The sequence below is a fragment of the Microbacterium esteraromaticum genome, assembly GCF_016907315.1.
GTDB lineage: Bacteria > Actinomycetota > Actinomycetes > Actinomycetales > Microbacteriaceae > Microbacterium > Microbacterium esteraromaticum.
Genome location: NZ_JAFBBS010000001.1, coordinates 419,429 through 437,347 on the forward strand (window position 1 = coordinate 419,429; position 17,919 = coordinate 437,347).

The following is a 17,919-nucleotide window of genomic DNA, read 5'->3' on the forward strand; positions in this document are numbered from 1 at the left end:
CTATCCTCGGTTGCTGAGTTCGACGGAGTATCAGTCGATGGTGACGTAGTCGGGGCCGGAGTAGTGTCCGGAGACGAGCTTCTGACGCTGCAGCAGCACGTCGTTGAGCAGGCTGGAGGCGCCGAAGCGGAACAGGTGCGGCTGCAGCCACTCCTCACCGGCGGTCTCGGCGACGGTGACGAGGTACTTGATCGCGTCCTTCGACGAGCGGATGCCGCCGGCCGGCTTCACGCCGATCTTCTCGCCCGTCGCCCGGTGCCAGTCGCGCACGGTCTCGAGCATGAGCAGCGTGGTCGGCAGGGTGGCTGCGGGCTGCACCTTGCCGGTCGACGTCTTGATGAAGTCGCCGCCGGCGAGGATCGACAGCCACGAGGCGCGCTTGATGTTGTCGTAGGTGTTGAGCTCCCCGGTCTCCATGATGACCTTGAGCGAGGCGCAGCTGCCGTCCTCGCGGCGGCACGCCTCCTTGACCTGGGCGATCTGGTCGAAGACGAAGCCGTAGCGCCCTTCGAGGAACGCGCCGCGATCGATGACCATGTCGATCTCGTCAGCGCCGGCGGCGACCGCCTCTGCCGTGTCGGCGAGCTTGATCGCGAGCGAGGAGCGCCCGGACGGGAAGGCCGTGGCGACGGCGGCGACCGAGATGCGGCCGTCGTCGGGGTCTCCGTGCAGCGCTCCTAGCGCCTCGACGGCATGGCCGACCATGTCGCCGTACACGCAGACGGCCGCGACGAGCGGTGTGGTCGGGTCAGCCGCATCCGGGTTCTTGGCCTTGGCGACGAGCGAGCGCACCTTGCCCGCCGTGTCGGCGCCCTCGAGGGTGGTCAGGTCGATCAGCGAGATGATCTTGTCGAGCGCCCATGCCTTGGACGTGGTCTTGATCGAGCGCGTTCCGAGCCCTGCCGCGCGCTGTTCGAGACCGACGGCATCGACACCGGGCAGACCGTGCAGGAACCGGCGCAGGGTCTGGTCGTCGGGCTCGCCGCCGAGCAGGTCGACCGCGCTGCGGCGGGCCAGTTCTGTAGTCGTCACTTCTCCTCCAAGAGATCGCGAGCGGTGGGTTCGTCGGTCACCAGGATGCTGCACAGCCCGCTGTTCACGACTGTACGCGCGATGTCGTGCTTGGCGGCACCGGCGGTGACGAAGATGGATCTGGGTGCGCTGCGCAGCTGCTCGAGGTCGACGCCGACCGTCCGCTCGTCGAGCTGCGGATCGACGATGTTGCCGTCGGCGTCGATGTAGCGCCCCAGCAGATCGCCGACGGCCCCACGGCGCACGAGCTCGGCGATGTCGTCGGTCGTGAGGTAGCCGTTCTCGACGTGGGCGGAGCCTGCGTCAGCCGGGCCGGCGGTGAAGAGGAAGGTGTTCGCGCCTGCGGCCTGCTCGAGTATGGCGGACACGGTGCGGTCGGACTCGATCGCGCGCTTGGTCTCCACGCGCTCGAGTATGGCGGGGCTCGGCAGGAGCACAGCGTGACCGCCGCCGCGCTGCGCGATGGTGGCGGCGACGGATGCGGCGCCGCCGGCTCGACGGTTGAGGCTCACTCCTCCATTGGCCTGCACGACCGTCACTCCGCGCGCCCAGCCGTCGGGCAGCGCGTCGGCGATCGCGGTCAGCGTTCGTCCCCAGCTCACGGCGAGGGTGCGTGGCACGGGCCGGAGGGCGGAGAGCAGATCGGCCGCAGCGCGCGCGACGCGCTCCAGCATGGCATCCGGCCCTTCCGGGGCGGGAACGACCACCGCGTCCCGCAATCCGTATCGCTGCACGAGCTCGCGCTCGAGTCCGAGACGCCGGGCGCGCGGGTGCACGATCTCGATGCGCACGATGCCGCGCTCTCGCGCCTGCACGAGCAGACGGCCCACCTTCCAGCGGGATATGCCGAGGAGGGCGCCGATCTCGTCCTGCGTCTTGTTCTCGTCGTACGAGAGCTCTGCGACACGGACCATGAGCAGTTCGTCGTCCACGGCATCCTCCTTCCGCTTCCAGCTTAGGAGCCCACCGACGCACGCGCAGGTTCCTGCTCAGATGAGCAGCGGAGCCCAGCTGCCTTGCGCATTCGTCGGCATATGCCCCGCACACGCAGAAGAGCGGCCCGGACATCTGTCCGAACCGCTCTTCTGCTGGGCAGGTCTCAGCCGCGCTTGCGCGAGGTGAGCACCTGGTCGACGATGCCGTACTCGAGAGCCTCGTTGGCCGACAGGATCTTGTCGCGATCGATGTCGCGGTTGATCTGGTCGACGGGCTTGCCCGTGTGGCGCGCCATGGTCTCTTCGAGCCAGGTGCGCATGCGCAGGATCTCAGCTGCCTGGATCTCGATGTCTGATGCCTGGCCGTGGCCGGCCTCGCCCATCGCGGGCTGGTGCATCAGCACACGCGCGTTGGGAAGCGCGAGGCGCTTGCCCGGCGCGCCGGCGGCGAGCAGCACGGACGCTGCCGATGCGGCCTGTCCGAGAACGACGGTCTGGATGTGCGGAGCGACGTACTGCATCGTGTCGTAGATCGCCGTCATCGCAGTGAACGAGCCGCCGGGCGAGTTGATGTACATGGTGATGTCGCGCTCGGCGTCCTGGCTCTCCAGCACGAGCAGCTGCGCCATGACGTCATCGGCGGATGCGTCGTCGACCTGCACGCCGAGGAAAATCACGCGGTCCTCGAACAGCTTGTTGTACGGGTCCTGGCGCTTGAAGCCGTAGGCCGTGCGCTCTTCGAACTGCGGGAGGATGTAGCGGCTCGAGGGCAGGTTGCCGGCCGCGCGGAACGTTGGTGTGTACATGCGTGTCTTCCTGCCTTACTTGTCCGCGCCGGTGCCGCCGCCGCCGTGCACGTCACTGGCGTGCTCGCGGATGTGGTCGACGAATCCGTATTCGAGCGCCTCGTCGGCGGTGAACCAGCGGTCACGGTCTCCGTCGGCGTTGATCTGCTCGACCGACTTCCCGGTCTGCGCGGCGGTGATCTCCGCGAGGCGGCGCTTCATCGACAGGATCAGCTGAGCCTGGGTCTGGATGTCGCTCGCCGTACCGCCGAAGCCGCCGTGGGGCTGGTGCAGCAGCACGCGGGCGTTCGGGGTGATGTAGCGCTTGCCCTTGGTGCCGCTCGTGAGCAGCAGCTGGCCCATGGACGCCGCCATGCCGATGCCGACCGTCACGATGTCGTTGGGCACGAACTGCATGGTGTCGTAGATGGCCATGCCCGCGGTGATCGACCCACCGGGAGAGTTGATGTAGAGGTAGATGTCCTTCTCAGAGTCTTCGGCGGCGAGAAGGAGGATCTTCGCGCAGATCTCATTCGCGTTCTCATCGCGCACCTCAGAGCCCAGCCAGATGATGCGGTCCTTGAGCAGCCTGTCGAAGACGCTCGTCGCCATCAGGGGTTCAGCCATGTCAGCTCCTGTTTCCGTGTTTCGGTGATTCGAATCTACCGGCGGTCACACGCGCCTCCGGCCGTGTTCGCCGTCGGCATATCAGCGTGGCGTCGTCACGTCCTCAGACTTCCCTCGGGTCCAGCAGCTCGGCGGCGTAGCCTGTGACTGAGCGCGTGTAGCGGGTGAGGTGCGGGGCGAGCGCTTCCAGAGCGATGGATGCCCCGCGCACCGGGTCACCGGAGGAGACCAGAGCCAGGGCGTAGAACGCCGCGGCCTCGTCGGCCATCGCCGCACTCCGTGTGCGCTCGTACTCGTCCGCGAGCAGCTGCAGCGACTCGTCGACGCGGCCGAGGTTGCGGATGGTACTGGCGAGCTGGATGATCGCCCTTGTGCGCCGTTCGGGGTCGAGTCCCGCGTCGAGGGCAGCTCGGTACAGCGGCTCGGCTGCCTCCTCCTCCCCCGCGCTGTCACGCGCGCCGGCGCGCTCGAACAGCGCAACCGGATGCCCGGCGCCGAGTTCCGCGGCCAGAGCGTCGATCCGAGCGATGCGCTCGTGATCGCTCAGCGCGCCGTCCGCCCACACTGCATCGATGCGCGACTGCCATTCGTCCGGTGCATGATCCATGTCGTCCTCCTCATACGACGAAGGGCGGATGCCGCAGCATCCGCCCTTCGCTCTATCACGAAGTGATCACTCGGCCTTGTCAGCCTCGTCCTTCGCGGCGGCCTTCTTGGCCGGAGCCTTCTTCGCAGCCGGCTTCTTGGCAGCGGGCTTCTCAGCCTCTGCGTCCTCGGCGGCGTCCTTCTTGGCAGGAGCCTTCTTCTTCGCCGGGGCCTTCTTGGCAGGCTTCTCCTCGGCGGCGGGCGCCTCCTCGGTCTCAGCGGCGTCCTCGTCCTCGGCGTCGCCGATGAACTCAGAGAGGTCGACCTTGGCGCCGTTGCTGTCGACGATGCTGACCTTGCCCAGCGTCACGGCGAGGGCCTTGTTGCGAGCGACCTCGCCCACGAGGGCAGGCAGCTGGCCCGCACCCTGCAGCGCCTCGACGAACTCCTGCGGAGCCATGCCGTACTGAGCGGCCGACTGGATGAGGTACTGGCTGAGCTCCTCCTGCGAGACCTGGACGTTCGCGTTCTCGGCGATCGTGTCGAGCAGCACCTGCGTGCGGAACTGCTTCTCGCTGGCCTCGGTGACCTCGGCGCGGTGCTCGTCGTCCTCGAGGCGGTTCTCGTTCTCGAGGTGCGCGTGCACCTCGTCCTCGATGAGCTGCGGCGGAACCGGGATCTCTACCTGCTCGAGCAGCTTGTCGATCAGCTGGTCGCGAGCGGCGGCACCCTGGGTGAACACGCCCTGCTGGGCGACGCGCTCAGAGAGGCTCTCGCGCAGCTCGGCGATGGTGTCGAACTCCGACGCCATCTGCGCGAAGTCATCGTCAGCCTCGGGCAGCTCGCGCTCCTTGACAGCCTTCAGCTTGACCGAGACCTCGGCCTGCTCGCCGGCGTGGTCGCCACCCACGAGGGCGGAACGGAAGGTGGTCTCCTCACCGGCGGTCAGCGAGTCGAGCGCCTCGTCGATGCCCTCGAGCAGCTCGCCCGAGCCGATCTCGTACGAGACGCCGTCGGCGCGGTCGATCTCGGTGCCATCGATCGTGGCGACGAGGTCGAGCTCGACGAAGTCGCCCTTCGCGGCGGGACGATCGACCGGGATCAGGGTGCCGAAGCGGGCGCGCAGGCTGTCGAGCTCGCTGTCGATCGCCGCGTCGTCTGCCTCGATGGCGTCGACGGTGAGCGTGATGTCCGAGAGCTCGGGAAGCTCGATCTCGGGACGCACGTCGACCTCGATGTCGACGAGCAGGTCGCCGGAGAAGTCCTTCTCGTTCGGCCACTGGGTGATGTCGGCTGCCGGACGACCGACGATGCGCAGGTTGTGCTCGGAAGCCGCCTCGCGGAAGAAGCCGTCGAGCGCCTCGTTGGCGGCGTGCTCGATGACCGCACCGCGGCCGACACGCTGGTCGATGATCGGCGCGGGAACCTTGCCCTTGCGGAAGCCGGGGATCTGCACGTCCTGAGCGATGTGCTCGTAGGCGTGCGCGATGCTGGGCTTGAGGTCCTCAGGGGTGACCGTGATGGTGAGCTTGACCCGGGTCGGGGACAGCTTCTCGACGGTGCTGTTGGCCATGCTGGTGTGTTCTCCTTGTGGTTTCCGCGCGAACGGCGCAAGTCTTCGGGCCGTGGTCGGGGCGACAGGATTTGAACCTGCGACCTCCCGCTCCCAAAGCGGGCGCTCTACCAAGCTGAGCTACGCCCCGGCTTGAACCCGCGCACACGGGAACGGCCCTGACGAGTCTAACGGACAGAACACGTCTCTCCGTCCGCTATGCTTGACGAGGTGCTTCGCTCGACGGAGCATCCGAGAGGGCGACAGGCCCCCGGAAACGCGGGGATGTAGCTTAATGGTAAAGCCTTAGTCTTCCAAACTAATGACGCGGGTTCGATTCCCGTCATCCCCTCCGATCAGAAGGCCCCCACCGCGAGGTGGGGGCCTTCTTCGCATGCACGGCACCGGATCCCCCGCGGAACATGAAGAACCCCCGGAGCAGATGGCTCCGGGGGTTCTTCATGTCAGGTCTCAGCGTCCGCCGCGGCGCTCGCGAAGCTGCGTGAGCGCGTCTTCGAGCAGCTGCTCGGCCTCTTCGTCCGTGCGGCGCTCCTTCACGTATGCGAGGTGCGTCTTGTAGGGCTCCGCCTTCGCGAGCGCCGGCGGGTTCTCACGGTCGCGGCCCGCGGGCAGTCCGCTCTGCGGGTGGTCGATCGTCTCGGGGATCTCCTCGTCGGGCAGGCCCGCCGCGAAGTAGCGGACGGTCTCGTTGCCCAGGCCGTCCCAGTACGAGACGGCGATGCGGTCGGCGTGGTAGCCGTGGTCCTGCTCCCCCATCGGCCCTGAGCCGACTCGGGTGCCGCGGATCGCATTTCCTCCGGTAGCCATCAGATCACCTGGAACTTCGTGATGAGACCGAGCGCGACGATCGAGATGAACCAGATCAGCGCGAGAACGATCGTGAATCGGTTGAGGTTGCGCTCGGCGAGGCCTGACGAGCCCACCGCAGCGGACATGCCGCCGCCGAACATATCGGAGAGGCCGCCACCGCGGCCCTTGTGAAGAAGAATGAGGAGCGTCAGCAGCACACTGGTGATGCCAGTGAGCACCTGCAGAACGAACTCGAGAACCTGCACGGGGAAAGCCTTTCGCCGGGGCCGATAGGCCCGCCTAGCGGTCAATTATAGGACGAGGCGCTCACGCGCCCCGTCCCGACTCACACGCCGACGTGCTTCTGGAAGCGCACGATCGCCGCGAATTCGTCCACGACCAGGCTCGCACCGCCGACCAGAGCGCCATCGACGTCGGGCTCGCGCATGAAGCTCGCGATGTTGGAGGACTTCACCGATCCGCCGTACAGCACCCGCGTGCGCGCGGCAGCGTCCTCGTCGAGCGTCTTCGCGAGGACGCCGCGCAGCGCCGCGCAGACGTCCTGCGCCTGGGCGGGCGTGGCCGCCTGCCCAGAGCCGATCGCCCAGACCGGCTCGTACGCCACGACGATGTCGGCCGACGCCGGAACGCCGTCCAGCGCCTTCTCGAGCTGGCCCGCGGGCACGGCGCTCGCGCCGAACTCCTCGAGATCCTCAGCGGTCTCGCCGACGCAGATCACGGGCACCAGGCCGTGCTTGAGCGCGGCCTTCACCTTGGCGTTCACGATCGCGTCGTCTTCGCGGTGGTACTCACGGCGCTCGGAGTGGCCGATGATCACGTAGCCCACGTTCAGCTTCGCGAGGAATGCACCCGACACCTCGCCGGTGTAGGCGCCCGAATCGTGCGCGGAGAGATCCTGCGCGCCGAGCGCGAACGGGATCTTGTCGGCGTCGATGAGCGTCTGCACGCTGCGGATGTCGGTGAAGGGAGGGAAGACCGCCACCTCCACCGAATCGCCCTCATGACCGGCATCCTTCAGCGTCCAGTGCAGCTTCTGCACCGTTGCGACGGCCTGGAGGTGGTCGAGGTTCATCTTCCAGTTGCCCGCGATCAGCGGCGTGCGGCGAGTCTTCGCAGTGGTCACGGAGTTCACTCCCATCCGAGGACCGTCAGGCCCGGTAGCTTCTTGCCCTCGAGGAACTCGAGGCTGGCGCCTCCGCCCGTCGAGATGTGGCCGAACTGATCGTCCGAGAACCCGAGCTGGCGCACGGCCGCGGCTGAGTCGCCACCGCCGACGACTCCGAGGCCATCGACCTCGGTGAGCGCCTGCGCGACAGCCTTCGTGCCGGCGGCGAACGCGGGGAACTCGAACACACCCATCGGGCCGTTCCAGAAGACCGTCTTCGACTCGCGCACAGCCTGGGCGAACACTGCCGCCGTGTCGGGTCCGATGTCCAGTCCGATTCCGGATGCACCGAACGAGCTCTGCTCGATGGCATCCGCCGCGACGGTCTCGTGGTCTGCGTCCGCCGCGAAGCCGGAGGCGACCACGACGTCCGTCGGGAGCACGAGCTCGACGCCGCGCTCCTTCGCTTCTGCGATGTAGCCGCGCACGGTCTCGAGCTGGTCCTTCTCGAGAAGACTGGATGCCACGGCGTGTCCCTCTGCGGCCAGGAAGGTGAACAGCATGCCTCCGCCGATCAGCAGACGGTCGACGCGAGGCAGCAGGTGAGAGATCACGCCGAGCTTGTCGCTGACCTTCGATCCGCCGAGCACGACCGTGTAGGGCCGCTGGGGGTTCTCGGTGAGCCGGTCGAGCACATCGAGCTCGGCGGCGATGAGAAGACCCGCAGCCGAGGGCAGCAGGTCCGCGAGATCGTAGACGCTGGCCTGCTTGCGGTGCACGACACCGAAGCCATCGGAGACGAGCGCATCGCCGAGCTCGGCGAGCTCGGCGGCGAATGCCTCGCGGGTCGCGTCGTCCTTTGAGGTCTCGCCCGGGTTGAAGCGCAGGTTCTCGAGAACGGCGATCTCGCCGTCCCCGAGACCCGCGACGGTGTCGCGTGCCGAGTCGCCCACCGTGTCCGTCGCGAAGGCGACAGGCACGGTGAGCAGCTCCGACAGCCGCTGCGCGACCGGCTCGAGACTGTACTGGGGGTCGGGCGCGCCGTCCGGGCGCCCGAGGTGCGAGCACACGATGACGCGTGCGCCCGCATCGGCGAGGGCCTTGAGGGTCGGCAGCGATGCCCGTACGCGACCGTCATCCGTGATGACGCCGTCCCGCAGCGGGACGTTCAGGTCGCAGCGGACGATGACCCGCTTGCCCGAGAGGGAACCCAGTGAATCGAGAGTGCGCAGCGCCATGGTTCAGAGACGCTCGGCCACGTACTCGGTCAGGTCGACGAGACGGTTCGAGTAGCCCCACTCGTTGTCGTACCAGCTCGACACCTTGACGAGGTTGCCGCTGACGTTGGTGAGCTCGGAATCGAAGATCGAGGAGTGCGGGTTGAGCTGGATGTCGCTCGAGACGATCGGGTCCTCGGTGTACTGGAGGATGCCCTCGAGACGGCCCTCGGCTGCGGCCTCACGGTAGGCGGCGTTGATCTCTTCGACGGTCAGATCGTCGCGCTCGGCGATGATCGTGAGATCGACGATCGAGCCGGTGGGAACCGGCACGCGGTACGACGAGCCGCTGAGCTTGCCGTTGAGCTCCGGGAGCACGAGGCCGATGGCCTTGGCGGCGCCGGTCGACGCGGGGACGATGTTGACCGCGGCTGCGCGCGCGCGGCGAAGGTCGCTGTGCGGGCCGTCCTGGAGGTTCTGGTCGGCGGTGTAGGCGTGCGCCGTCATCATGAATCCGCGCTCGATGCCGAACTTGTCGTTGAAGACCTTCGCGAGCGGGGCGAGGCAGTTGGTGGTGCACGATGCGTTCGAGATGACGTTCATCGTGGCGGAGTCGTAGGTGTCCTCGTTCACGCCCACCACGAAGGTTCCGTCGACGTCGGTGCCGGGCGCCGAGATGATGACCTTCTTGGCACCTCCGGCGATGTGCTTGGAGGCGTCCGCGGCCTTGGTGAAGCGACCGGTCGACTCGATCACGATGTCGACGCCGAGCTCGCCCCACGGGAGAGCGGCGGGGTCGCGCTCTTCGAAGACCTTGATGGCCTTGCCGCCGACCGTGATCACGTCGCCCTCGTAGGTGACCTCGACGCCGAGGGGACCACCGACGGAGTCGTACTTCAGGAGGTGTGCCAGAGCGGCGTTGTCGGTGAGGTCGTTGACCGCGACGATCTCGAGGTCAGCGTTCTGTGCGAGAGCCGCACGAAGGAAATTACGTCCGATACGACCGAAGCCGTTGATACCGATCTTGACAGACACGAAAGTCTCCTGGTTCTTACTCAAGGAAATACGTATTTCTTGCGGAAAGCGCGGACAACGGCGTCCTGATGGGCCAGACGCCCATCAGGACGCCGGTCTTTTACGACAGTACCAGCAGACCGGAGGTCTTCTCGCGCGCGATTTCGAAGCGTGACGCGACGTTCTCCCAGTTCGCGATGTTCCATGCGGCCTTGATGTAATCGGCCTTCACGTTGAGGTAGTCGAGGTAGAAGGCGTGCTCCCACATGTCGAGCTGGAACAGGGGCACCGTGCCCTGCGCGGTGTTCGACTGCTGGTCGAACAGCTGCTGGATGATCAGGCGTGCGCCGATCGGGTCCCAGCTCAGCACGGCCCAGCCAGAGCCCTGGATACCAGCGGCTGCAGCGGCGAAGTGCGCCTGGAACTTCTCGAACGAGCCGAAGAACTCGTCGATGGCGGCCTTGAGCTCGCCCTCGGGCTGTCCGCCGCCCTCCGGCGACAGGTTGGTCCAGAAGATCGAGTGGTTGACGTGGCCGCCGAGGTTGAACGCGAGGTCCTTCTCGAGCTTGTTCACGTTGGCGAGGTTGCCGCTCTCGCGGGCCTCGGCAAGACCGTCGAGCGCCGCGTTGGCGCCGGCGACGTATGCGGCGTGGTGCTTGTCATGGTGCAGTTCCATGATCTTGCCGCTGATGTGCGGTTCCAGAGCCGCGAAGTCGTAGGGAAGGTCGGGGAGCGTGTAGGTCGCCATGTCGATTTCATCCAATCCGCGCCGCGCCGCGGCGCTTGCCGATCCTCTGCGAGGCCGAAGTGCCTCTCAGAGCAGACGTTTTTCATCCTACTGACGACAACGCCGCAGGCGGCGGGATGTTCCGAATGGCGGACGGATGCGGCCGCTCCTCGAGTTCTCAGCCGTCCAGGCCTGCGGGCACGGCCGCCTCGGTGCCAGGGATGCCTTCCTGCTGGGCGCGCTTGTCGGCCATCGCCAGCAGACGGCGGATGCGTCCGGCGACGGCGTCCTTCGTCAGCGGGGGGTCGGCATGGTGGCCGAGCTCGTCGAGGCTGGCGTCGCGGTGCGCGAGCCGGAGGCTGCCAGCGGTGCGCAGGTGCTCGGGGACGTCGTCACCGAGGATCTCGAGCGCGCGCTCCACGCGCGCGCACGCCGCGACGGCGGCCTGTGCCGACCGGCGCAGGTTCGCGTCGTCGAAGTTCACCAGGCGGTTGACGCCGGCGCGCACCTCACGGCGCTGACGCATCTCTTCCCAGGCGACGGCGGTGCGACGGGCGCCCATCGCCGTCAGGATGGCCCGGATGGCCTCGCCCTCGCGCACGACCACACGAGGCAGGCCACGCACCTCGCGGGCCTTCGCTGCTACACCGAGTCGGTGGGCGGCGCCCACGAGCGCCATGGCGGCCTCCCCGGACGGGCACGAGATCTCGAGCATGGCCGACCGGCCCGGCTCGCTGAGGGATCCGGATGCCAGGAATGCGCCGCGCCAGATACCGGCCAGCTCCTCCGGGGAGCCGGTGGTGAGGCGGTTCGGAAGCCCGCGGACGGGGCGACGACGAGCGTCGAGCAGACCGGTCTGGCGTGCGAGGGTCTCGCCGGCCGCGATGACGCGCACCGCCCAGCGGGCCCCGCTGTTCGCTCCGCTTGCGCCGGCGACGCTGGCCTTGACCTGCGCGATCTCGGGACGCACGCCGTAGATCTCGGCGAGATCGCGGCTCACGCGACGGGCCAGCAGCTCGGCATCCACCTCGGCTTCGACCGCGACACGACCGGCGATGGAGTGCAGACCTCCCGCGAACCGCAGGATGGTCGTCACCTCAGCGACACGCACCGTCGGAGGTGCGTTGCGCACGCTGACGAGCTCGGCCTTGACGTCGGTGGTTAGTGCCACGGGACTCCCTCACGATCCTGGCGTCGGATCGCGACGCAAGGGACTAGCCTACAAGGCTCACGGGCTTCGCACCGACTCGATCGAGTCCGGGCCGACGCCGAGGCGGGTCACTCGCGCCCGAGATCCCGATGGCGCACGTTGATCGCGACGCCGGGCACGTCGGCCAGCCGTCTGGCCAGCTCCTCAGACATCGCGACCGAACGATGCTTGCCGCCGGTGCAGCCGATCGCCACGGTGGAATGCGTCTTGTTCTCGCGCTGATAGCCCTCAAGAACCGGTCGCAGCGCGTCGGCATACGAGTCGAGGAACTGCGCCGACCCGGGCAGACCGAGCACGTAGTCGCGCACTGCGTCGTCGCGGCCGGTGAGGTCGCGGAGCTCGTCGTTCCAGAACGGGTTCGGAAGGAACCGCATATCGGCGACGAGGTCGACGTCGGTCGGAAGGCCGTACTTGAAGCCGAAGCTGAGGATGGTGAGGCGGTGGCGGGCGGTGCCCTCCTCCGAGAACATCTCGGTGACCTGCATCGCCAGCTGGTGGATGTTCAGCGTCGACGTGTCGATCAGCAGGTCGGCCGACTCGCGGATCGTGGCGAGACGGGCACGCTCGGTGCGGATGCCGTCGAGCAGCGTGCCGTCGCCCTGCAGGGGATGCGGGCGTCGCACCGATTCGAACCGGCGCACGAGCACATCGTCGGAGGCGTCGAGATACAGCACCTTGACGCCGCCGCGGGAGCGCAGGGCACGGTACACCTCGGGAAGCTCGTCGAACAGGCCCCGGGCCCCGTACATCCACGACGGCAGCCACCTTGGGCAGGTTGCCCCCGCCCATGTCGGTCAGCTCGAGCAGCGGACGCAGGATCTGAGGAGGGAGATTGTCGACCACGTACCAGCCGAGGTCTTCGAGCGCGTTCGCCGCGGTCGTGCGACCGGCTCCCGACATCCCCGTGACGATCAGGAACTCGCCCTCTTGTGCGGCCGTCATGGTGTGTGCTCCCTTCCCTGCACCAGCCTAGCGAGTCGCAGGGGCGAGCCCGCCCGCCAGGTGCGCATGGATCGTCGCTGCGAGCACGGGGCCTATGCCGGCGACCTCGCTGATCTGCTCAGGGCTGGACGCCCGGAGCGCGGTCACCGAGCCGAAGTGCGTGAGCAGCGCCTTGATCCTCGCGTCGCCGAGTCCAGGGATCTCCTTGAGGACCGACTGGATGTCGCGCCGGCGGCGCTTGCGCTGGTGCGTGATCGCGAAGCGGTGCGCCTCGTCACGCAGCCGCTGCACGAGGTAGAGCGCTTCGCTTGTGCGCGGCAGGATGACAGGGAAGTCGTCATCGGGCACCCAGATCTCCTCGAGCCGCTTCGCGATGCCGCACAGCGCTATCTCGGTGCGGCCGCTGTCACGCAGGGCGCGAGCCGCCGCCTGCACCTGCGGCTGGCCGCCGTCGACGACGAGCAGCTGCGGCCGGTAGGCGAAACGAGGACGCCGCCTGCCCTCGGCTTCGTCATCCTCATCCGTCTCCGGGCCCGAGTCCACGCGCGCAAGACGTCGCATCAGCACCTGGTACATCGAGTCGGTGTCATCGGTCGTCTCGGCGATGTTGAAGGACCGGTACTGGTCCTTCCGCGGCAGGCCGTCTTCGAAGACGACCATCGAGGCGACCACGTTCGTGCCGCCGAGGTGCGAGATGTCGAAGCATTCGATGCGCAGCGGCGCCTCGTCCATGCCGAGCGCCTCCTGCAGGTCGGTGAGCGCCTGCGTGCGCGCAACGTAATCGCTCGTCCTGCGCGTCTTGTGACGCAGGAGCGCCTGCTGGGCGTTGAGTGTCGCGGTGCGCATGAGCTCGGCGCGCTGTCCACGCTGGGCGACGGCGATCTCGACGCGGCGACCGCGGCGGTCGCGCAGCCACTGCTCGAGCTCGGCGGCGTCGTCAGGCAGGGTCGGCACGAGCACCCGGCGAGGGATGTCGGCCGATTCGCCGTAGACGCGCTGCAGGATCTGGTCGACGAGCTCGCCACGGCTGATGTCGAGCTCCTTGTCGACAGCGAGCGACCGCACACCGCGGACACGACCGCCGCGGATCACGAAATGGTGCACGGCAGCCGAGAGCTCGTCCTCGGCGATGCCGAACAGGTCGGCGTCCTCATCCGATGGGAGGACGAGCGCGCTCTTGCCGAGCACGGCTTCGATCGCCGAGAGCTTGTCGCGGAATCTCGCGGCGGCCTCGTAGTCCATCGCTGCAGATGCTGCCAGCATCCGCTTGGTGAGGTCGCGAGTGAAGCGCTCATCTCCCCCGGCCATGAAGGCGACGAAGTCGTCGACCATCGCCCGGTGCTCCTCGATCGTCACCGTCATCGAGCACGGCCCGCCGCACTTGCCGATCTGACCGGGGAAGCACGGACGCCCGGTCTGCATCGCGCGTCTGTAGCTGGAGTCGCTGCACGTGCGGATCGGGAACGCCTTCACCATCAGGTCGATGGTCTCGTGCACCGCCCAGACCTTGGGATACGGACCGAAGTAGCGGGCCCCTGGGATGCGCCGGTTGCGCGTGACCATGACCCGCGGCGCCTCGTCGCCGAGGGTGATGGCCATGAACGGATACGACTTGTCATCGCGGTAGCGCACGTTGAACGGCGGATCGAACTCCTTGATCCACATGTACTCGAGCTGCAGCGAGTCGACGTCGGTCGCCACGACCGTCCACTCGACCGACGCCGCCGTGGTGACCATCCGCCGGGTGCGCTCGTGCAGGGTGCGCAATGGCGCGAAATAGTTCGACAGCCGCTGACGGAGGTTCTTCGCCTTGCCGACGTAGAGCACGCGGCCGTCGGCGTCGCGGAAGCGGTACACCCCCGGATCGGTCGGGATCTCCCCCGGCCGCGGTTTGTACGGGAGCACATCGGCCATCAGCCGGCCTTGCGCCTCGCTCCGGGCTCCTGCCCGAGGATCTCGGCGAGGAAGGCGCCGGTGTGACTCTCCTCGACCTCGGCGATCTGCTCCGGTGTGCCGGCGGCGAGGATCTGACCACCGCCCGAGCCGCCTTCGGGCCCGAGGTCGATGACCCAGTCCGCCGACTTGATGACGTCGAGGTTGTGCTCGATGACGATGACGGTATTGCCCTTGTCGACGAGGCCGTTCAGCACCTCGAGCAGCTTGCGCACATCTTCGAAGTGCAGCCCGGTGGTCGGCTCGTCCAGCACATAGATGCTGCGGCCGTTGCTGCGGCGCTGGAGCTCGGTGGCCAGCTTGACGCGCTGCGCCTCGCCTCCCGACAGCGTGGTCGCTGCCTGACCGAGGCGCACGTAGCCGAGACCCACGTCGACCAGAGTCTTCATGTAACGGTGGATCGCCTGGATCGGCTCGAAGAACTCGGCCGCCTCGGCGATCGGCATCTCGAGCACCTCGGCGATGTTCTTGCCCTTGTAATGCACCGCGAGCGTGTCTCGGTTGTACCGCTTGCCGTGGCAGACCTCGCAGTCGACGTAGACATCGGGCAGGAAGTTCATCTCGATCTTGATCGTGCCGTCGCCCGAGCACGCGTCGCAGCGACCGCCCTTGACGTTGAAGCTGAAGCGACCCGGCTGGTAGCCGCGCACCTTCGCCTCGGGCGTCTCGCTGAACAGGGTGCGGATGCGGTCGAACACGCCTGTGTACGTGGCGGGGTTCGACCGCGGGGTGCGGCCGATCGGCGCCTGGTCGACGTGCACGACCTTATCGAGGTTGTCGAGGCCGGTGACGCGCGTGTGCTTGCCCGGCACGGTGCGGGCGCCGTTGAGCCGGCCCGCGAGCACCTGGTACAGGATGTCGTTCACCAGCGACGATTTGCCCGAGCCGCTGACTCCGGTGACGGCGGTGAGGACGCCGAGGGGGAAGTCGGCGGTGACGTTCCTGAGGTTGTTCGCGCGGGCGCCGACGACACTCAGCATCCGCTTCTTGTCGATCTTGCGGCGCTTCGCGGGCGTGGCGATCTCACGACGGCCTGCGAGGTAATCGCCGGTCATCGATCCCGTCTCGGCCAGCAGCGCCGAGTACGGACCGGAATGAACGACCTCACCGCCGCCTACTCCGGCGCCCGGTCCGATGTCGACCACCCAGTCTGCGGCCTCGATCGTCTCTTCGTCGTGCTCGACGACGATCAGCGTGTTGCCGAGATCACGCAGACGCACCAGGGTCTCGATGAGACGACGGTTGTCGCGCTGGTGCAGGCCGATCGACGGCTCGTCGAGCACGTACAGCACGCCTGTCAGACCGGAGCCGATCTGCGTCGCCAGGCGGATGCGCTGAGCCTCGCCACCCGACAGCGATCCCGCTGACCGGCCGAGGTTCAGGTACGACAGGCCGACCTGCAGCAGGAACTCCAGGCGCAGTCTGATCTCTCGCAGGACCTGCGCGGCGATCTTCGCCTCGCGCTCGGTGAGCTCGAGCTCGTGCATGAAGGTACTGGCGTCGGCGAGGCTGAGGCTCGACACCTCGGCGATCGAGTGCCCGTGCACCTTCACGGCGAGCACCTCGGGCTTGAGCCGCGCGCCGTCGCACACCGGGCACGGCACCTCGCGGAGGTACTCGCCCCAGCGGCCTCGCTGCGTGTCGGACTCGGCCTGCAGGTACTGGCGCTCGATGTAGGGCACGACTCCCTCGAAGCCCGAGGTGTATCGCATCTCGCGTCCGTAGCGGTTCTTCCACTTGACGCTGACCTTGTAGTTGTCGCCGCGGAGCACAGCCTCCCGCACATCGGAGTGCAGCTGGTTCCACGGGGTGTCGAGCGAGAAGTCGAGGTCACGCGCCAAGCCCTCGAGCAGCCGCTCGTAGTACTGGAACAGGCCCTTGCCCTGCGTCGTCCACGGCAGGATGACGCCTTCACGGATCGACAGCTCCTCATCGCCGAGCATGAGGTCCACGTCGACCGACATGCGGGTGCCCAGACCGGCGCACGCAGGGCACGCCCCGAAGGGCGCGTTGAACGAGAACGTGCGCGGCTCGATCTCGGTGAGCGTGATCGCGTGGCCGTTGGGACACGCGAGCTTCTCGGAGAACGACTGCCAGGCGGCATCGCCCTCTTCGTCAACGAAGTTGACCTGCATGACGCCGCCGGCGAGGCCAAGCGCCGTCTCGACCGAGTCGGTCACGCGCCCCAGGATGTCGCCGGACGCCACGAGGCGGTCGACGACGACCGCGATGTCGTGCTTGTAGCTCTTCTTCAGCTTCGGCGGCTCAGCCAGCTGCACGAGCTCGCCGTCGACGATCGCGCGCGAGTATCCCTTGGCGCCGAGCTCTTTGAAGAGATCGACGAATTCGCCTTTCTTCTGCGTGACGACCGGCGCGACGATCTGGTAGCGCGTGCGCTCCGGCAGCTCGACCAGCTGGTCGGCGATCTGCTGCACCGTCTGGCGCTGGATCCGCTCGCCGCACTCGGGGCAGTGAGGGATGCCGATGCGCGCCCACAGCAGACGCATGTAGTCGTGGATCTCGGTGATCGTGCCCACCGTCGACCGCGGGTTGCGGTTGGTCGACTTCTGGTCGATCGACACGGCTGGGCTGAGTCCCTCGATGAAGTCGACATCGGGACGGTCGACCTGGCCGAGGAACTGTCGCGCGTACGCACTCAGCGACTCGACGTAGCGACGCTGCCCCTCCGCGAAGATCGTGTCGAACGCGAGGCTTGACTTCCCCGACCCCGAGAGGCCGGTGAACACGACAAGCGAGTCGCGTGGGATGTCGATGTCGACGTTCTTCAGATTGTGCACGCGGGCACCGCGGACACTCAGTTTTGCGGAGGAGGCGACAGGAACGATGGGCACCGTCCAAGTCTAGGAGCGGCCACCGACACCGGGCTCCGCATCAGCCGAGGGCGAACGCACTGACGGTGCGGAGAGCACCGGCCGACGGCTGCGGGGACCCTCAGCCGACGGGGGTGGCGCGCCCGGCGAACGGCTTGAGCGCGTCGCGCAGCGACGCGACCTCGTCGATTCCCGTGCCGACCGCGGCCATCACAGCCCGCGGCACGTCGACGGCCCTCTCGCGCAGAGCCCGTCCCTCCGCGGTGAGGGTGATGTCGAGGCGGCGCTCGTCGGTGGCGCTGCGTGCGCGTTCGACGAGTCCGTCCTTCTCGAGCCGCTTCACGAGCGGGGAGGCGCTCGCAGGCTCGAGAGCCAGATCAGCCGCGAGATCGGTGAGGGAACGGGGCGCGCGCTCCCACAGAGCGAGCATGACGAGGTACTGCGGATGCGTCAGTCCGAGCGGCTCGAGAATGGGCCGGTAGACGGCGACGACGTTGCGGGCTGCGGTGACCATCGCGAAGCAGAGCTGGTTCTCGAGCCGCAGGAGGTCGTCATCGCTTGTCATGATCCGAG

At 67.7% G+C, this 17,919-nt stretch carries 16 protein-coding genes, 2 tRNA genes and 1 pseudogene; 1 reads left to right on the top strand and 18 read right to left on the bottom strand.

Annotated features, from left to right (window positions below; genetic code table 11):
• Window positions 1–30: 30 nt before the first annotated feature.
• The 7 genes from deoC to JOE67_RS02075 all read right to left on the bottom strand — a co-directional run bounded on the left by deoC (window position 31) and on the right by JOE67_RS02075 (window position 5,667).
• The gene (gene deoC / locus JOE67_RS02045; protein WP_204973887.1) at window positions 31–1,032 is read right to left on the bottom strand and encodes a deoxyribose-phosphate aldolase; all 1,002 of its coding nucleotides are present in this window, start codon (window positions 1,030–1,032) and stop codon (window positions 31–33) included.
• The gene (locus JOE67_RS02050) at window positions 1,029–1,964 is read right to left on the bottom strand and encodes a sugar-binding domain-containing protein (protein WP_204973888.1); all 936 of its coding nucleotides are present in this window, start codon (window positions 1,962–1,964) and stop codon (window positions 1,029–1,031) included. Before JOE67_RS02050 ends, deoC begins: the two co-directional genes overlap by 4 nt.
• A gap of 167 nt (window positions 1,965–2,131) precedes the next feature.
• Window positions 2,132–2,773 carry an ATP-dependent Clp protease proteolytic subunit gene (locus JOE67_RS02055; protein ID WP_204973890.1) on the bottom strand — a complete coding sequence of 214 codons (642 nt, stop codon included), beginning with the start codon at window positions 2,771–2,773 and terminating at the stop codon, window positions 2,132–2,134.
• 15 nt (window positions 2,774–2,788) lie between these two features.
• Window positions 2,789–3,379 carry an ATP-dependent Clp protease proteolytic subunit gene (locus JOE67_RS02060; protein WP_204973892.1) on the bottom strand — a complete coding sequence of 197 codons (591 nt, stop codon included), beginning with the start codon at window positions 3,377–3,379 and terminating at the stop codon, window positions 2,789–2,791.
• Window positions 3,380–3,482: 103 nt separating this feature from the next.
• Window positions 3,483–3,986, bottom strand: coding sequence for a tetratricopeptide repeat protein (locus tag JOE67_RS02065; RefSeq protein WP_204973894.1), 504 nt, complete (start codon window positions 3,984–3,986; stop codon window positions 3,483–3,485).
• 66 nt (window positions 3,987–4,052) lie between these two features.
• Window positions 4,053–5,537, bottom strand: coding sequence for a trigger factor (tig, locus tag JOE67_RS02070; protein WP_204973897.1), 1,485 nt, complete (start codon window positions 5,535–5,537; stop codon window positions 4,053–4,055).
• A 53-nt stretch (window positions 5,538–5,590) separates the two neighbouring features.
• Window positions 5,591–5,667, bottom strand: a tRNA-Pro gene (locus JOE67_RS02075).
• A 130-nt stretch (window positions 5,668–5,797) separates the two neighbouring features.
• Here JOE67_RS02075 and JOE67_RS02080 point away from each other — a divergent pair.
• A tRNA-Gly gene (locus JOE67_RS02080) sits at window positions 5,798–5,868 on the top strand.
• A 119-nt stretch (window positions 5,869–5,987) separates the two neighbouring features.
• Here JOE67_RS02080 and JOE67_RS02085 read toward each other — a convergent pair.
• From JOE67_RS02085 to JOE67_RS02135, 11 genes and pseudogenes are all read right to left on the bottom strand, one after another.
• Window positions 5,988–6,344: an RNA polymerase-binding protein RbpA gene (locus tag JOE67_RS02085; protein WP_204973899.1), complete on the bottom strand. Its 357-nt coding sequence runs from the start codon at window positions 6,342–6,344 to the stop codon at window positions 5,988–5,990.
• Window positions 6,344–6,592, bottom strand: a complete 249-nt coding sequence (gene secG / locus JOE67_RS02090; protein WP_101186835.1) for a preprotein translocase subunit SecG — start codon at window positions 6,590–6,592, stop codon at window positions 6,344–6,346. The genes JOE67_RS02085 and secG overlap by 1 nt, the downstream gene beginning before the upstream one ends.
• 80 nt (window positions 6,593–6,672) lie before the next feature.
• Window positions 6,673–7,485 carry a triose-phosphate isomerase gene (gene tpiA / locus JOE67_RS02095; protein ID WP_204973901.1) on the bottom strand — a complete coding sequence of 271 codons (813 nt, stop codon included), beginning with the start codon at window positions 7,483–7,485 and terminating at the stop codon, window positions 6,673–6,675.
• A complete protein-coding gene (locus JOE67_RS02100) occupies window positions 7,476–8,690 on the bottom strand; it encodes a phosphoglycerate kinase (RefSeq protein ID WP_204973903.1) in 1,215 nt (404 codons plus the stop codon). The genes tpiA and JOE67_RS02100 overlap by 10 nt, the downstream gene beginning before the upstream one ends.
• Window positions 8,691–8,693: 3 nt before the next feature.
• Window positions 8,694–9,704, bottom strand: a complete 1,011-nt coding sequence (gene gap / locus JOE67_RS02105) for a type I glyceraldehyde-3-phosphate dehydrogenase (protein WP_204973905.1) — start codon at window positions 9,702–9,704, stop codon at window positions 8,694–8,696.
• A gap of 100 nt (window positions 9,705–9,804) precedes the next feature.
• On the bottom strand, window positions 9,805–10,431 hold the full coding sequence (locus JOE67_RS02110) for a superoxide dismutase (protein ID WP_204973907.1): 627 nt from the start codon (window positions 10,429–10,431) through the stop codon (window positions 9,805–9,807).
• A gap of 157 nt (window positions 10,432–10,588) precedes the next feature.
• Complete coding sequence (gene whiA, locus JOE67_RS02115; protein ID WP_204973909.1) at window positions 10,589–11,581, bottom strand: DNA-binding protein WhiA; 993 nt, start codon at window positions 11,579–11,581, stop codon at window positions 10,589–10,591.
• Between the two features lie 107 nt (window positions 11,582–11,688).
• Window positions 11,689–12,562 (bottom strand): annotated as a pseudogene (rapZ, locus tag JOE67_RS02120) (RNase adapter RapZ).
• Between the two features lie 27 nt (window positions 12,563–12,589).
• Window positions 12,590–14,476, bottom strand: a complete 1,887-nt coding sequence (uvrC, locus tag JOE67_RS02125) for an excinuclease ABC subunit UvrC (protein WP_204973911.1) — start codon at window positions 14,474–14,476, stop codon at window positions 12,590–12,592.
• A complete protein-coding gene (uvrA, locus tag JOE67_RS02130; RefSeq protein WP_204973913.1) occupies window positions 14,476–17,367 on the bottom strand; it encodes an excinuclease ABC subunit UvrA in 2,892 nt (963 codons plus the stop codon). Before uvrA ends, uvrC begins: the two co-directional genes overlap by 1 nt.
• A 100-nt stretch (window positions 17,368–17,467) precedes the next feature.
• Window positions 17,468–17,911 carry a MarR family winged helix-turn-helix transcriptional regulator gene (locus JOE67_RS02135; protein WP_204973914.1) on the bottom strand — a complete coding sequence of 148 codons (444 nt, stop codon included), beginning with the start codon at window positions 17,909–17,911 and terminating at the stop codon, window positions 17,468–17,470.
• Window positions 17,912–17,919: the final 8 nt, after the last annotated feature.

Bases quoted from the DNA above. Each gene is read 5' to 3' on its own strand.
- JOE67_RS02060 (WP_204973892.1), bottom strand. From the start codon at position 3,379: ATGGCTGAACCCCTGATGGCGACGAGCGTCTTCGACAGGCTGCTCAAG.
- JOE67_RS02110 (WP_204973907.1), bottom strand. From the start codon at position 10,431: ATGGCGACCTACACGCTCCCCGACCTTCCCTACGACTTCGCGGCTCTG.
- JOE67_RS02055 (WP_204973890.1), bottom strand. From the start codon at position 2,773: ATGTACACACCAACGTTCCGCGCGGCCGGCAACCTGCCCTCGAGCCGC.
- tig (WP_204973897.1), bottom strand. From the start codon at position 5,537: ATGGCCAACAGCACCGTCGAGAAGCTGTCCCCGACCCGGGTCAAGCTC.
- JOE67_RS02065 (WP_204973894.1), bottom strand. From the start codon at position 3,986: ATGGATCATGCACCGGACGAATGGCAGTCGCGCATCGATGCAGTGTGG.
- JOE67_RS02100 (WP_204973903.1), bottom strand. From the start codon at position 8,690: ATGGCGCTGCGCACTCTCGATTCACTGGGTTCCCTCTCGGGCAAGCGG.
- uvrC (WP_204973911.1), bottom strand. From the start codon at position 14,476: ATGGCCGATGTGCTCCCGTACAAACCGCGGCCGGGGGAGATCCCGACC.
- tpiA (WP_204973901.1), bottom strand. From the start codon at position 7,485: ATGGGAGTGAACTCCGTGACCACTGCGAAGACTCGCCGCACGCCGCTG.
- JOE67_RS02085 (WP_204973899.1), bottom strand. From the start codon at position 6,344: ATGGCTACCGGAGGAAATGCGATCCGCGGCACCCGAGTCGGCTCAGGG.
- JOE67_RS02135 (WP_204973914.1), bottom strand. From the start codon at position 17,911: ATGACAAGCGATGACGACCTCCTGCGGCTCGAGAACCAGCTCTGCTTC.